Raw genomic sequence first — 14,614 nt, forward strand, 5'->3', positions numbered from 1 at the left:
GGCGGCCGTTCAGGCCGCCACGCTCACTGCTGGCTGCGACGCGGGCGAACGGTCCAGCGCTCGAAGGCGGAGGCCGGGTCGTCCTCGCGGGCCTGGTCGTGGGCCGGCTCCTGGGGCTGCTGGATCGCGGCGCCGAGGGCCTGCGACAAGCTCTCGATCACGTCGTCGATACGGGCATCGCCCGGGGCGGCCTCGTTGTGCTCGGCATGCGTCGCCTCGGCCTCGGCCTGTACGGGCTCAGGCGCCGGCTCGGGCTCCGGTGCACGCACCTCGGCGGGGGCCGCCACCGCGACGGCGGCTGCCGCCGGCGCCGCGGCCGCCGAACCGTTCCCGGCGATCCGACGCAGCGCGTTCACCACGCCGCCGTCGTCCTCACCAGACTTTCCCAGGCTGGGCCCTCCCTCGCTCGCCTTGGCGCCGGAACCGTAGCGTCCGAAGCCGAAGCGCGGCTCGATCAGGTCGAGCACGGCATCGAGGGCGGCGTTGCTGAGACCGACCTCGGCGGCTTGCGGTGGGCCCTGGAGTGCGACGGTGTGGCGCTCGTAGGCGGCATCCGAGGAGACCTCGCGCCCGAACCAGACCGGGGCCACGAAGGCGTTGGCATCGTTCTCATTATCGAAGGTGATGCTGACGAGATCGAGGCTGCCGGGACTGACGTAGCGATCGATCACCACGTCGCGGCCGGCCACCGGCAGGGTGGTGCGGTCATAGGCGGCCTTGCCGCTGCAGACGTCGAGGAGCGCGTCGCCGTGGGCACGCGGCACGTCGGTTCGCTCCTCGCTGGAAGACCCGTCGGCACCTGCGGTCACCAGGACGAGGTGGCATTGCTGCCCGTCCACGCGCACGAAGGAGGTGCGGCCCGCCTGGGGGGCGAAGTAACCCTCGGTGATGCGGGATCCACCGCGTTCCTTGCGGATCAGACGCACCAGGGCCGGTGCCACGAGAAACCGCCGAACGACGCTCATACTCTACCTCCGCGCAATCGCCCGTCCCGGCCCACGGGCCATGGGAGCGGACGCATTCTGCCGTCGTGACTTCGAGCCCAAGGCCGGACATGAGGATTGTCGACAGGACGACGAATAGCCTCGCCGTCACGGGACAAGATCTTCATTCCGCCCCGCCAAATCCTCGGGCCGGAGAGCCGCTGGGGCCTCAGGTCAAACAGGGACTAAGCAAAAAGGCGTCGAAATCAAGACCACGTGCGAAATGACACCGCTCACCCGCGGGCTTTCCCCATCATCCACCACCGGGCTCGTTGCCCTTCGGCTTGAAGGCCAGCGCGACGCCGTTCATGCAGTAACGCAGGCCGGTGGGGGGCGGACCATCGTCGAAGACGTGGCCGAGATGGCCCTTGCAATGGGCGCAATGGACTTCCGTGCGCACCATCCAATGGCTGCGATCGACATTCGTCTCGACCGCGCCCTCGAGGGGCTCGAAGAAGCTCGGCCAGCCGGTGCGGGACTCGAACTTGGTCCCGGTGACGAAGAGCGGCGTCCCGCAGCCGGCGCAGGTGAAGGTGCCCGGGCGCTTCTCGGCCAGGAGGCAACTCGTTCCCGCGCGCTCGGTCCCGTGCTCGCGCAGGACCCGGTACTGCTCGGGAGTCAGCGTCTCGCGCCATTCGCGCTCGGTGCGGGTCTCGGCTGACGCGCCGGCATTCCGTTCGGCCATCGGTTCCTCCGTCTGCTATCGATCAGCCCCATATGGTGACGCCGGCGGCTCGGCGCGACCTCACCCGGCGGCGGCAGGTCACGCCGCCGCGCCGACCGTGTCGGCCATCCGGGCCTCACGATCCCCCATCGGCAGGGCCGGCCCGGTCGTCGTGTCCTTGGCGGTCTGATGCTCCATCTCCGCGTTGATCTCGCCGCCCATGAGCACGATCGTGGCCGAGATCCAGATCCAGGTCATGAAGCCGATCACGGCGCCGAGCGACCCGTAGGTCTCGTTGTAGTTGCCGAAGCTTGCCACGTACCAGGAGAAGAGCAGCGAGGCGATGAACCAGAGAAGGCAAGCCACCGCGCTCCCGGTCCCGACCCAGCGCCAGCGTGCACGTTCGCGGCTCGGGCCGTAGCGGTAGAGGACGGAAAGGCCACCGAGCAGCACCAGCATCATCGCCGGCCAGCGCAGGAGCGCGATGAACCACGCCGCATCGCTGATCCCGACGAACTTGAAGACGACGGGCAGGACCACGATCGAGGTCAGCGCGAAGATGATGAACAGGAGCGCCCCGCCCGTGAAGGCGAGGGAGCGCAGGTTCAGCATCACGAAGGAGCGCTTCTCCTCCTCCTCGTAGACGACGTTGAGCGCATCGAACATCGCCTTCATGGCGGCATTGGCGCTCCAGAGCGAGATCAGCAGGCTGGTGAAGAAGGTGATCCCGAGGGTGCCTCCCCCCTTGGCGGCGATGCGCTTGACCTGCTCGCCGATGATCTCGATGGCGCCGGACGGCAGCACGCCCTGCATGGCCGAGAGATGCTCGTTGATGACGTTGACGTCGGCGAAGAGGCCGTAACTCGTCACCAGAGCCGCCAGGGCGGGGAACAGGGACAGCAGGGTGTAGAAGGTGACGCCCGCGGCGACGGAGAGGACCCGGTCCTTGTTGAATTCCAGGTAGACCCGGACGGCGATGTCCTTCCAGCCGGAGCCGGTGATCTCGGTCGGACTCTCGGCGGCTCGGCCCCGGTTGGCCTGCGTGGCGGCGACGAGTTCCGCGGAGCGGCCCGAATGCGAACGCGCGCCTCCGTTGCCGGCGCCGACCGGTTCGGGCTCAGGGCCCGGCATCCCCCGCGCGCGCTTCGGGGCGGCGGCGAGCGCGATCAGCGCCGAGCCGAGGAACAGCGTCCACAGGATCGCGCGGGCCCCCCCGTCGGGCTGCGGATCGGGCGTGCGGGAGGGAGACGACGGCATGAAGGAACCGAACCAGGGGAGGCTGCGCCGCAATGCGGGCGCGGCAGCACAAACGTCAGTACGGGCGCGCTGTTCCGATCATCCTTCCCGCAGTGCGCGCGCGTGGCAACGCGGCCGCGGCGAATCAACCCCGATAAAGCTGTGCATGGGCCTCGCGCAGGAGGTTCTTCTGCACCTTGCCCATGGCGTTGCGCGGAAGATCGTCGGCGAACAGGACCCGCTTCGGCAGCTTGAACCGGGCGAGCCGGCCCTCGAGATGCGACAGGATCGCGGCCTCGTCGGGCGCGCCCGCGCCGGCCACCACGATCGCCGTGACCCCTTCCCCGAAATCGGCGTGCGGGATGCCGATCACGGCGGATTCGACGATGCCCGGCAGGGCATCGATCTCGGTCTCGATCTCTTTCGGGTAGACGTTGAAGCCCCCGGTGATGATCAGGTCCTTGCCGCGCCCGACGATGTGCACGTAGCCATCCGGGTCGGCCTTGCCGAGGTCGCCCGTGATGAAGAACCCGTCCGCCTTGAACTCCGAGGCCGTCTTCTCCGGCATGCGCCAGTACCCCTGGAAGACGTTCGGGCCCTTCACCTCGATCATACCGACCTCGCCGGCCCCCAGGGCCGCGCCGGTCTCCGGGTCGACGACGCGCAGGGCCACGTCCGGCAAGGGGAAGCCGACCGTGCCGGCGATCCGGGCGCCCTCGTAGGGGTTCGAGGTGCTCATGTTGGTCTCGGTCATGCCGTAGCGCTCGAGGATCGCGTGGCCGGTGCGGGCCTCCCACTCGCGATGGGTCTCGGCGAGGAGCGGGGCGGAGCCCGAGATGAACAGGCGCATGTGGGCCGCGGCCTCGCGCGACAAGCCGGGCTCCTTCAGCAACCGCGTGTAGAAGGTCGGCACGCCCATCAGGGTCGTGGCGCGCGGCATCAAACCGAGGATCTGCTTGGCGTCGAGCCTCGGCAGGAACAGCATCGTGGCCCCCGTCGCCAGCACGATGTTGGTCGCCACGAACAGCCCGTGGGTGTGGAACACCGGCAAGGCGTGGATCAGCACGTCGTCCGCCGTGAAACGCCAGACATCGACGAGGGTCCGGGTATTCGAGGCGAGGTTCTCGTGGGAGAGCATCGCGCCCTTCGAGCGCCCGGTCGTGCCCGATGTGTAGAGGATGGCCGCGAGGTCGTCCGGTCCGCGCGCGACGTCCGCGACGTCGGTCGCGGCCGTGTCGGCCGCCTCCGCCATGGTGCCGTGCCCGTCCCCCCCGAGGGTGCGCACCTGCGCCACGCCGGCCCGGGCCGCCACCTCGGTCAGGGCCTCGCGCTTGGCGGGATCGCAGACGAACAGGGCCGGCTCCGCGTCCGCGAGGAAATACGCGATCTCGGGCCCCGTATAGGCCGTGTTCAGCGGCAGGAAGATCGCGCCCGCCCGGACGGCGCCGAGATAAAGGAAGATCACCTCCGGGCTCTTGTCGACCTGCACGGCGACGCGGTCGCCCGTCCTCACGCCGAGCGCCGCCAGGGCGCTCGCGTAGGCGCCGGATCGCGCGAGCAGATCCGCGTAGCTGTAGCGCCGGCCCTCTGGTGTCTCGATGAAGGCCTTGGCTGCCGGATCGGCGGGGAGATTGCCCCGCACGAGATCGAAGAGGTGGTTGCTCATGCGCGCGGCCCTTAGCACACCGGCCGTTTTTTTGACGAGAGCTTCACGCCTCGGCAAGCACCACGGCGCGCGGGGGCGGCAGATTCGCGCGAAGCTCGCGGCTCACGGTGCCCGAAGCCGCGACCGTGCCGAGGTTGGCGTAGGTCTCGTGGTTCTTCTCGATCGCCGAGAGATCGTAGAGGTAGTTCACCATCAGGCCGTAGGATTGCTTGAGCCCCTTCGGCGAGGTGTCGCCGAGGAAATTCAGGCGCTCCAGCCGGGCGCCGTTGCCGAGATGGAAGCGGGCGACCGGGTCGAGGGGCCGGCCGCGCTCGTTCTTGGCGCGCAGGAAGTAGGCCGCCGCCGCCGGCAGCAGGGCCTTGCGGACGGCCTCGCACTTGGCCTTGTCGTGGGGCCAATCGCCCTCGTCGATCAGGCGCAGAGCCTCGACATCCTCCCGCGTCAGCCCCTGCGGCGCGTCGGCCCGGCGCTCGCGGTCGAGCCAGCGGGCGAAGCCCGGCACCGGCGAGAGGGTCACGAAGGTCTTCAGGCTCGAAATCTCGCGGGCGAGGTCTTCGACCACCTGCTTGATCAGGAAGTTGCCGAACGTGACGCCGGCCAAGCCCTTCTGGCAGTTCGAGATCGAGTAGAACACCGCCGTGGTGGCCGCCCGCAGGGACTGCAGCTCGCGCTCGTGGGCAAGGATCGGCGTGATGGCGGGCGCGATCGCACCGGTCAGCGCGACCTCGACGAAGATCAGCGGCTCGTCGGCCAGGGCCGGATGAAAGAAGGCGAAGCAGCGCCGGTCGGTCGGCTCGATGCGCCGCCGCAGGTCGTCCCAGCCCTGGATCTCGTGCACCGCTTCGTAGCGGATGATCTTCTCGAGGATATGCGCCGGCGTGGTCCAGTCGATGTGGCGCAACACCAGGAACCCCCTGTTGAACCAGGAGGCGAACAGGTGCTCGAAGTCGCCGTCGAGGCTGTCGACCGCGTCGATCAGGTCGGAATCCGCATCCTCCTCGGCGCGCAGGACGTTGCGCAGGTCGAACAGGTCCTCGCGCATCCGCACGAGGGCGAGCGTCCCGTCGCGCGCGAGGTTGAGACGCCGGATCAATTCCTGGCTGCGGGGCTCGGCCGCCCCGTGGAGACGTCCGAGCCGGGCCCGCGTCGGGTCCGAGCGGTAGGCCGCGATGGCCGCTTCGACTGCGTCGTGATCGGCGTCGAATTCCTGTGCGATCAGCCGCAGGAAGGCGAGGCGCTCGGATTTCGGGAAGCTCGCGTAACGATCGAGGATCAGGCGCGCGAGGGCGACGCCGGAAGCCTCGCCGCGCCGGGAGATCAGGTCGTCGCAGAACCGGACCAGTTCGGACGGATTGGCCCGGGCGGCGATGTCGCCTCGCCCGAAGCTGATCAGGTCTCGTCCGCGGTCGCTGATGGTCTGGAGAAGGTCACCGAAGAAAGAGATCGCCGCCATGAAACGCCGTCCGCTCCTTCGCCGCCCGCCGGTGTGAGACACCGCCCCGCAAGTCCGGGACCGTCAGCTTCGCAGTTTAAGGCGCTAGGGCCGCCGGGACCAGAGGCTGCCGCTCGGTCCCGCCTGCGCGAGACGCATGCGCGTCAGGCGCGCTCGCCGCCCGAGGCCTCGATCTCCGAATGGTCGGCGCGCTCGCGCCAATCCTCGACGCCGTGCTGCCGGGCGAAGCGCAGTTCCGCGGCGCGGCGCGCCCGCTCGGGATCGCGCGCCCGCTGGATTCCGACGGAGCCGACCGTGAACGGCACACCGAGGATCTGCTTGGCGAAATGAACGCGGTAGTTCTGCATGCGGAACTCCCTGATGTGTCACGAGACCGAGCTGCGGCGGCGAATCGGTGACGAGCGCCTGCCGGGGTCCGATGAAACCCTGAAACCGCAAGGTTTCCAAGGGCCTGTCACGGGATGCGCGAGCGGTCTCTCCACGCGCAGCCTCCCGGACGATATGGGGATCGCTCCCGGATATTGAAAGCCTGCCCCGGAATCGGCGCCCGTTAGCCCCGATGGGCCTTGGGTGGTTGCCAAAGCGCCGGGGCGCGGCCTAGGCGGAAGCCCCGCCCCGAGAAGCCGAGCCGCCAGCCCCATGCCGATGCCACCTGCTCGCCCGTCGACCCCGGGGACCGCCGCATGAGCATCGCCGGAGACGGTCTGACCGCCCGGGCCCGCCTCGGCCTGACGCTGATCGCGGGCGGCGCGGTCGCCAACATCTACTACAATCAGCCCCTGCTCGGATTGCTGGTGGCGGAGTTCGGCGACCGGGCAGCCCTCTGGGTGCCGACGGCGTGCCTCGTCGGCTACGGGCTCGGCATCCTCGGCCTCGTGCCGCTCGGCGACAGCCTGCCGCGGCGCAGCCTCATCATGGGACAGCTGCTCGGCCTCGGCCTCGCCCTGCTCCTGGCGGGTGCGAGCCCCAACCTCCCCCTCCTGGCCCTGTCGAGCCTCGTCATCGGCATCCTGGCCTCGGCGGCGCAGCAGGCCGTGCCGTTCGCGGCGGAACTGGCGCCGGATGCGAGCCGGGGACGGATCGTCGGGCAGGTGATGACGGGCCTCCTCACCGGCATCCTGCTCGCCCGCACGGTGAGCGGCCTCGTCGGGGCGCAGTTCGGCTGGCGGGCGGTGTTCTTCGCGGCCGCCGGCGTGGCGCTGGCCATGGCGGGCATCGCCGCCGCGACCCTGCCGCGCACGCCCCGGACGAAGCCCCTGCGCTACCGCGCCCTGATGCTGTCGATCCTCTACCTCGCGCGGACGCAGCCGGTGCTGCGGACCGCGAGCCTGTCGCAGGCGCTGCTGTTCGCGGGCTTCAACGCGTTCTGGGCGACGCTGGCGCTCCTCGTCGAGGCGCCGCCATTCGACCTCACAGCGGCCGGGGCCGGGCTGTTCGGCGTCATCGGGGTGGCGGGCGCCTTCGTGGCCCCGCTCTCGGGGCGCTTCACCGACCGGCGGGGGGCGCGGCCGGTGGTGCTCGGCGGCAGCCTGATGGTTTTCGCTGCATTTACAGTGCTTTGGTTCGCCGCCGGGGGGTCGCTCGCCGCGGTGGTGATCGGGGTGCTGCTGATCGATATCGGCCTGAACGGGGCGCTGATCGCCAACCAGACCCGGGCCTACGCGCTGGTGCCGGGGGCGCGGGGGCGCATCAACACGGTGCTGTTCACCGTGATGTTCGTGTTCGGGGCGCTCGGGGCCTATGCGGGATCGCAGGCCTACCTGCTCGTCGGCTGGCCCGGCGTCTGCACCGTGGGGCTCGTCCTGGCGGGGCTCGCCTCGCTGGTGGCGCTGCGCGACAGGCACCCGGCCAGGGCCTGAGACTCAGCGCAGGATCCGCGACAGCCGGCACCATTGCGCCTTGTCGGCGGGCAGGCCGAAGCGCAGGCGGTCCGGGGCGGATTCGAAGCGGCGGACGTAGATCCCGGCCTCGCCGAGGCGGCGGAACAGGTTGATTCCGTTCGGGAAATCGGCCGTGCGGAAGAGCGCCGTGCCGCCCGCGACCCGGCCCCCCGCGCGGGCGATCAGGCGGTCGAGGCGGGCGGCGTCGGCCTGCCGGGCGGCGGCGGCGGCGCGGCGCCAGGGCGCGTCCGCGAGGGCGGCGCGGCCGATCGCCAGCGCCGGGCCCGAGACCGCCCAGGGCCCGAGGGCGGCCGCGATCCGGTCCGCGAGGGCGGCCTCGGCCAGCGCGAAGCCGAGGCGGATCCCGGCGAGCCCGTAGGTCTTTCCGAAGGAGCGCAGCACGACGAGGCCGGGCCGGAGCCGCGGGGCGAGGCTCCGGATCGGCTCCAGATCCGCGAAGGCCTCGTCCACCACGAGGAAGCCGCCGCGCGCCGCCAGGCGCTCCGCCGCATTGAACAAATCATGAACGGAGTGCACCAATCCGTCCGGGTTGTTCGGATTGACGACGACGATCACCGCCGCATCCCCGGCCGCCCCGAGATCCGGCACCGCCGCGACGGCGTGGCCGCCCCGGATCCAGGCCGCCTGATGCTCGGCATAGGTGGGTCCGACGACCGCTACACGCTTCGGTTGCAGAAGCCGCGGGATCGTCTCGATCAGGATCTGGGTCCCCGGGGCCGGCACGACCGCATCGGGCGCGCAGCCATAGGCGGCGGCGGCGGCGGCGCGCAGGGCGGCGTGGTCGGCGCCCGAGGGCAGGCGCCGGAACAGGCTGGCCTCCAGCGGCGGACAGGGATAGGGGACCGGGTTGATCCCCGTCGACAGGTCGAGCCAGGGCTCCGGCGCGCCGGGGAACAGGCGCCGCGCCGCGTCGAGGTCGCCCCCGTGCGCGATCGGCGCCGGGGGGCCGGCCCCGGCCGGATCCGCCGATAGCGAGATCAGATGTCCTGGACCGCCCTCTTCCATCCGCCCGACACGCTCGCTGCCCTGGCCCTCGCCCTCGCGATCGAGGCGGCGGCCGGCTATCCGGACGCGCTCTACAGGGCGGCCGGGCATCCTGTCACCTGGATCGGCCGGGGGATCGCCGCCCTCGAGGCCGGGCTGAACCGGGGCGGGGCGCGGGCTCGCAAGCGCAAGGGCGTGCTGGCGCTCGGGGTCCTGATCGCCGCCGTGGGCGGGGCCGCGCTCGCCCTGACGGCCGCGGCGGGGCTCGCCGGGCCGGTGGCCGGCCTCCTCCTCGTCGGGCTCATGTGCGCCGGGCTGCCGGCTCAGCGAAGCCTGCACGACCACGTCGCCCGGGTCGCCCGGGACCTGCGGGGCGGCGGCCTCGCCGGCGGGCGCCGGGCGGTCGCCATGATCGTCGGGCGCGACCCCGAGACCCTCGACGAGGCCGGCATCTGCCGGGCCGCGATCGAGAGCCTGGCCGAGAACTTCTCGGACGGCATCGTGGCGCCCGCGTTCTGGATCGGGCTCGGGGGCCTGCCCGGGGGCGCCCTCTACAAGGGCATCAACACCGCCGACAGCATGATCGGCCACCGCACCCCGCGCCACGAGGCCTTCGGCTGGGCCGCGGCCCGCCTCGACGACCTCGTGAACCTGCCGGCCTCCCGGCTCTCGGCGGCGCTGATCGTGGCGGCGGCGGCGCTCCACCGGGGCGCCTCGGCGCGGGCGGCGCACCGGGCGGTCTCGCGGGATGCGGGGCGCCACCGCTCGCCGAATGCCGGCTGGCCCGAGGCCGCGATGGCCGGCGCCCTCGGGCTGCGGCTCGCCGGTCCCCGGGTCTATGGCGGGACCCGGGTGGCGGATGCCTGGATGGGCGACGGGCGGGCCGAGGCCGGCCCCGCCGATGTCGAGGGAGCGCTCGCGCTCTACCGCACCGCCTGCGCGCTTCTGCTCGGGATCGCCGCCGCCTTGGCGGGCGCGGGCTTCCTGCTGGCGGGCGCCTGAGGCGGGTCGGGCGGGGCGCCGCGCCCCTCAGGGCCGGCGCGCCGTCAGGGCGCCGTCGAGCACCGTCATCGCCATGGCGGGGTCGTCGAAGGGGGCGGCCAGCCCGGTGAGCGAGGCTTTGCGCAGCGCCGGGGCGATCGTCCGCGCGGGCTCGAACCGGACGTCGCGCCAGCCCTGCGCCTCGAAGCCCCGGACGTAGTCCACGGGGCGCTTCCGGTTCGGCTGACCGGGGCAGGCGAAGACGCGGTAGAGCGCCTCGGGGTAGCGGTAGATGTTGTTGGGGTCGTGCTCGCGGATCCAGCGGGAATGGGTCTGCATGTCGATGATGTGGGCGGTGACGCAGCCCGGCCGCGCGACCCGGGTCAACCCCGCGATGGCGCCCGGGACGTCGTCGTAATGCTCGAAGGCGGCGCAGCTGACGATCAGGTCGAAGTCCCGGCCGTCCGCCAGGGCCGGGATGTCGAAGCTGCGGCCGACCGCGTAGCTGAAGGCCTCGGACGGGCCCCCCGCCGTCAGGGCGCGGGCCCGGGCCAGATCGGCGGCGAAGTCGGCGGCGCAGCCGGCGGGGGCGTCCGCGGTCTCGCCGAAGCGGTCGAGCAGGCGCCCGTAGAGCGCGGGGTCCTCGCCGGCGGCGAGGCCGAACACGTCGATGGCGTGGTAGGACCGGGCGCCCATCGCCAGGAACAGGGCGCCGTTGCCTCGGGAGGCCCCCGGGCTGACCTCGAGCACGTCCCGGCCGCGCAGGTCGGTTCCCTCCGGCAGGAAGCGGCGCAGCGACGCGAACACGTTCAGGAGGTAGGCGATGCGCCCCTCGGCATCGGTCTTCGGCAGGCGATCGGGGGCGTATCCGCGAAGCTGTTCCTTGGTCCAGGCCACACCCAGAAAAGCAAGTCCCAGCACGGACATGCCGAGATGACGCGCCTCGTCCCTCATCCACCTCACCCCGACGTCGACACCCCGTGCCCTCGACCGGACATCCCGGATCGCATCCCGGGGGATGATCCGGAACGAGGTGCGCCCGACGCCCCTCGTCCGCCCGCGACGGCTAAGGACGATCAGAGGCGCGCCAGGCCTTTCGGTTTCCTGAATCCGATCATCGCAATCGGCGATTGTGCTCAGCCATCGCGGACCCGATGGCGCGGACGGTGCGCCCCGCCCGCGCCAGATCCAACGGCCTGGCATGACGCGGAGGGTGGTGCACCCACCTCTCCCGTCCGGGAGAGGGAGCGCGTCGCGCCACCCGCGCCAGATCCAACCGCATGGCATGACGCGGACGGCGGCGCCTCACCTCTCCCGTCCGGGAGAGGTCGAGTCGGCGCCAGCCGACCGGGTGAGGGGTGCGACCTCTCCGGAGAGCGCGCACCCCTCACCCCAGCCCGCTTCCGCGGGCAAACCTCTCCCGCACGGGAGAGGGGGCGCGGCGTGCTGCCCCTGCTTGGTCCGACACCGGTGGCGTGAAGGCCCCGGGGCCGCCCTCAGCCCGCCGCGAGGGCGAGCAGGCGGTCGCAATCGACATGCGCCTCGAGGTGGCGGGCGAGGCCGTCGAGGGCGGCCTCGATGCCGGCCTCGTAGGAGGCCCCGGTCGCCGCGGTGCCGAGGCGCGCCAGCCAGGCGGCGCGCTGGCGGTCGTCGGCGAAGAGGCCGTGCACGTAGGTGCCGGCGACGCGGCCATCCGCCGAGACCGCCCCGTCGGGGCGGCCGTCGCCGAAGCGCAGCAGCGGGCGGGCGGCGTCCGGGCCCGCCGTGTCGCCCACATGCATCTCGTAGCCGCGGAAGGGCACGCCGTCGGGCAGGCTCGTGCCGGACACCGCCTCCAGGCGCTTGAGGGGCGTCATCGCGGTCTCGACGTCGAGGAGGCCGAGGCCCGGCACGGTGCGGGGCTCGCCCTCGATCCCGTGCGGGTCGCTCAGGGTCCGGCCGAGCATCTGGTAGCCGCCGCAGAGTCCGAGCACCCGGCCGCCCCGGCGCAGATGCGCCCGGATGTCGAGGTCCCAGCCCTGCGCCCGCAGGACGTCGAGGTCGTCGATGGTGGTCTTCGAGCCGGGCAGCAGCACCAGGGCGGCGTCGCCCGGGATCGCCATGCCGGCCCGGACCAGCACGACCGAGAGGCCGGGCTCGGCGCGGAGGGGGTCGAGGTCGTCGAAATTGGCGATGTGCGGCAGCACCGGCACGGCCACCACCGTGGCGCCCCCGGCCGAGCCCGCGAGGCCGAGCACGTCCTCGGCCGGGAGCCGCGCCGCGTCGGGGAAGTGGGGCACGAGGCCGAGGGCCTCCCAGCCGGTGCGCCGCGCGATCAGCGCCATCCCGTCCGCGAACAGGCTCGGGTCGCCGCGGAAGCGGTTGACCAGGAACCCGCGGATCATCGCCGCATCCGCCGGGTCGATCACGACCTTTGTGCCGATGAGGCTCGCGATGACGCCCCCCCGGTCGATGTCGCCGACGAGGACGACCGGCGTGCCGGTGGCGCGGGCGAATCCCATATTGGCGATGTCGCCGGCCCGCAGGTTCACCTCGGAGGCCGAGCCCGCCCCCTCGACCAGCACGAGGTCGGCCTCGGCCCGAAGCCGCGAGAAGCTCTCCAGCACGGCGCCCATCAGGCGCGGCTTCCAGGCCTGGTAGTCGCGCGCCTTCACGGTCGCGACCATGCGGCCCTGCACCACCACCTGCGCGCCGACCTCGCTCTGGGGCTTGAGCAGGACCGGGTTCATGTGGACGCAGGGCGCCACCCCGGCGGCCCGCGCCTGCAGCGCCTGCGCCCGCCCGATCTCGCCGCCATCCCCCGTCACGGCGGCGTTGTTCGACATGTTCTGCGGCTTGAACGGGCGCACCCGCAGGCCCCGCCGGGTGAAGGCGCGGGCGAGCCCCGCGACGATCAGCGACTTGCCGACGTCGGAGCCGGTGCCCTGGATCATCAGGGCGCGGGTCATGTGACGAAGCTCATGCGACGAAGCTCATGCGAAGAAGCTCATGCGAAGAAGCTCATGAAAGGACCCGCCGGGCCGCGGCGGGGGGCGCGCCTGCGCGCCGGCGCCTCGGGGGCCATCAGAACTCGATCCCCTCCTGCGCCTTCACGCCGGCGGAGAAGTGGTGCTTGACGTTGCCCATCTCGGTGACGAGGTCGGCGGCCTCGATCAGGGCCGGCTTGGCGTTGCGGCCGGTGACCACGACGTGGAGGCCGGGGCGCCGGGCCCGGAGCGCGCCCACCACGGCGTCGAGGTCGAGATAGTCGTAGCGCAGCGCGATGTTGAGCTCGTCGAGGAGGACGAGGCCGATGCGCGCGTCGGCCATCAGTTCCAGCGCCTTGGCCCAGGCCTCGCGGCAGGCGGCGATGTCGCGGGCCTTGTCCTGCGTCTCCCAGGTGAAGCCCTCGCCCATCGTGTGCCAGGACACCCTGTCCCCGAAGGCCGCGAGGGCGTGCTTCTCGCCCGTGTCCCAGCCGCCCTTGATGAACTGCACCACGCCGACGCGCCGGCCGCGCCCGAGGGCCCGGAGCGCGAGGCCGAGCGCCGCCGTGGTCTTGCCCTTGCCGGGGCCGGTATTGACGATGAGCAGGCCCTTCTCGATCGTCCTGGCCGCCACCTCGGCATCCTGCACGGCCTTGCGCTTCTCCATCTTCTCGCGGTGGCGCGCGGCGTCGCTCGTCTCGGTGCTCACGGGGTTCCTCCGGGGGGTTTCACGACGAGGGGCAGGCCCGCCACCGTGAGGACGACGCGGTCGGCGCGCGCGGCGAGGCGCTGGTGCAGGCGCCCGGCCTCGTCGCGGAAGCGGCGGGCGAGGGCGTTCTCGGGCACGATGCCGAGGCCGACCTCGTTCGAGACGAGGACGACCGGCCCCGGCGCCGCCGCGCAGGCCCCGGCCAGGGCCGCGCCCGCGGCCGGCACGTCGGCCTCGGCCAGGATCAGGTTGGTGAGCCAGAGGGTGAGGCAATCGACCAGGACCGGGCCGGCCGACAGGCGCAGGGCCTCGGCGAGGTCCATCGGCACGTCCCGGGTGATCCAGCCCTCCGGGCGCCGGGCCCGGTGCAGGGCGATGCGCGCCCGCATCTCCTCGTCCCAGGCCTGGGCGGTGGCGAGGTAGAGCCAGGGCCCGGGCTCGGCCTCGATCAGCGCCTCCGCGTAGGCGCTCTTGCCCGAGCGCGCGCCGCCGAGCACCAGGGTCATCCGGAACGGGGAGTGCCGCATGGACGCTCCTTTGCCCGAGCGGGGGGCGCGGGTCAAAGCCGGCGGCCCCCGCCGATTCGCCGATCCCCCGCGTTGTGCGCCGGCCCGCGACAGGGTAGAAGCCTATCCGGACGGTGCCCCGGAGACGGGGTGAAAAGGGAATGCGGTGAGAGGTTCGCCTCGAGGCCGCGGCTGCCCCCGCAACTGTGAGCGGCTAGCTCCTGCCAGACGGCCACCGGCGCGAGCCGGGAAGGCGGCAGGCGCAGCGATCCGCGAGCCAGGAGACCTGCCGTCCCCCGCGTGATCCTCGAACGCCGCCGGCGGGGCGGCTGGAGATTGACGATGTCGACGACCCAGACCCTCGGTACCCAGACCCTCGGCGCGGCCGGGCTCCGCGCCGGCGAGGCCCGCACGGCCGTCGCGATCGCGGCCTTCCTCGGGCTCGGCCTCGTCTTCCTGGCGGGCTTCGCGCCGGCCTCGGCGCTTCACAACGCCGCGCACGACTTCCGGCACACCCAGAACTTCCCCTGCCACTGATCGCCCCGCGCCGAACCACCCGCGCATC

14 protein-coding genes and 1 riboswitch are annotated in these 14,614 nt (G+C 72.3%); of the genes, 3 read left to right on the forward strand and 11 right to left on the reverse strand.

Going from position 1 to position 14,614, the window contains the following annotated elements:
- Positions 1 to 23: 23 nt before the first annotated feature.
- From F6X51_RS05085 to F6X51_RS05110, 6 genes are all read right to left on the reverse strand, one after another.
- The gene (locus tag F6X51_RS05085) at positions 24 to 965 is read right to left on the reverse strand and encodes a CYTH domain-containing protein (protein ID WP_150962133.1); all 942 of its coding nucleotides are present in this window, start codon (positions 963 to 965) and stop codon (positions 24 to 26) included.
- Between the two features lie 271 nt (positions 966 to 1,236).
- Positions 1,237 to 1,668 carry a peptide-methionine (R)-S-oxide reductase MsrB gene (gene msrB / locus F6X51_RS05090; protein ID WP_150962134.1) on the reverse strand — a complete coding sequence of 144 codons (432 nt, stop codon included), beginning with the start codon at positions 1,666 to 1,668 and terminating at the stop codon, positions 1,237 to 1,239.
- A gap of 78 nt (positions 1,669 to 1,746) precedes the next feature.
- Positions 1,747 to 2,904, reverse strand: coding sequence for a YihY/virulence factor BrkB family protein (locus F6X51_RS05095; protein WP_150962135.1), 1,158 nt, complete (start codon positions 2,902 to 2,904; stop codon positions 1,747 to 1,749).
- Positions 2,905 to 3,028: 124 nt separating this feature from the next.
- Positions 3,029 to 4,549, reverse strand: coding sequence for a malonate--CoA ligase (locus tag F6X51_RS05100; RefSeq protein WP_150962136.1), 1,521 nt, complete (start codon positions 4,547 to 4,549; stop codon positions 3,029 to 3,031).
- Between the two features lie 43 nt (positions 4,550 to 4,592).
- The gene (locus tag F6X51_RS05105) at positions 4,593 to 6,002 is read right to left on the reverse strand and encodes a malonyl-CoA decarboxylase (RefSeq protein ID WP_150962137.1); all 1,410 of its coding nucleotides are present in this window, start codon (positions 6,000 to 6,002) and stop codon (positions 4,593 to 4,595) included.
- A gap of 143 nt (positions 6,003 to 6,145) precedes the next feature.
- Complete coding sequence (locus F6X51_RS05110) at positions 6,146 to 6,349, reverse strand: hypothetical protein (RefSeq protein WP_150962138.1); 204 nt, start codon at positions 6,347 to 6,349, stop codon at positions 6,146 to 6,148.
- A 336-nt stretch (positions 6,350 to 6,685) separates the two neighbouring features.
- Here F6X51_RS05110 and F6X51_RS05115 point away from each other — a divergent pair, with 336 nt between their 5' ends.
- Positions 6,686 to 7,861 carry an MFS transporter gene (locus F6X51_RS05115; RefSeq protein ID WP_150962139.1) on the forward strand — a complete coding sequence of 392 codons (1,176 nt, stop codon included), beginning with the start codon at positions 6,686 to 6,688 and terminating at the stop codon, positions 7,859 to 7,861.
- A 3-nt stretch (positions 7,862 to 7,864) separates the two neighbouring features.
- On the opposite strand, the gene cobD is transcribed toward F6X51_RS05115, so the two are convergent.
- Positions 7,865 to 8,908: a threonine-phosphate decarboxylase CobD gene (gene cobD / locus F6X51_RS05120; RefSeq protein WP_150962140.1), complete on the reverse strand. Its 1,044-nt coding sequence runs from the start codon at positions 8,906 to 8,908 to the stop codon at positions 7,865 to 7,867.
- Here cobD and cbiB point away from each other — a divergent pair.
- A complete protein-coding gene (gene cbiB / locus F6X51_RS05125) occupies positions 8,885 to 9,889 on the forward strand; it encodes an adenosylcobinamide-phosphate synthase CbiB (RefSeq protein ID WP_150962141.1) in 1,005 nt (334 codons plus the stop codon). The genes cobD and cbiB overlap by 24 nt on opposite strands.
- Before the next feature lie 27 nt (positions 9,890 to 9,916).
- Here cbiB and F6X51_RS05130 read toward each other — a convergent pair whose 3' ends face one another.
- From F6X51_RS05130 to cobU, 4 genes are all read right to left on the reverse strand, one after another.
- Entirely contained in the window at positions 9,917 to 10,822 is a 906-nt protein-coding gene (locus tag F6X51_RS05130) for a methyltransferase domain-containing protein (protein WP_150962142.1), read from the reverse strand.
- Between the two features lie 542 nt (positions 10,823 to 11,364).
- A complete protein-coding gene (locus F6X51_RS05135; RefSeq protein ID WP_191970013.1) occupies positions 11,365 to 12,816 on the reverse strand; it encodes a cobyric acid synthase in 1,452 nt (483 codons plus the stop codon).
- A gap of 115 nt (positions 12,817 to 12,931) precedes the next feature.
- Positions 12,932 to 13,543 (reverse strand): cob(I)yrinic acid a,c-diamide adenosyltransferase, encoded by a 612-nt coding sequence (cobO, locus tag F6X51_RS05140; RefSeq protein ID WP_246696627.1) that lies wholly within the window; start codon positions 13,541 to 13,543, stop codon positions 12,932 to 12,934.
- Positions 13,540 to 14,049 (reverse strand): bifunctional adenosylcobinamide kinase/adenosylcobinamide-phosphate guanylyltransferase, encoded by a 510-nt coding sequence (gene cobU, locus F6X51_RS05145; RefSeq protein WP_150962238.1) that lies wholly within the window; start codon positions 14,047 to 14,049, stop codon positions 13,540 to 13,542. Before cobU ends, cobO begins: the two co-directional genes overlap by 4 nt.
- Before the next feature lie 115 nt (positions 14,050 to 14,164).
- Positions 14,165 to 14,357: riboswitch (cobalamin riboswitch) on the forward strand.
- Positions 14,358 to 14,391: 34 nt separating this feature from the next.
- Here cobU and F6X51_RS05150 point away from each other — a divergent pair.
- A complete protein-coding gene (locus F6X51_RS05150) occupies positions 14,392 to 14,586 on the forward strand; it encodes a CbtB domain-containing protein (protein WP_150962143.1) in 195 nt (64 codons plus the stop codon).
- The last annotated feature ends 28 nt before the right edge of the window (positions 14,587 to 14,614 follow it).

Source organism: Methylobacterium planeticum (assembly GCF_008806345.1).
GTDB classification, from domain to species: domain Bacteria; phylum Pseudomonadota; class Alphaproteobacteria; order Rhizobiales; family Beijerinckiaceae; genus Methylobacterium; species Methylobacterium planeticum.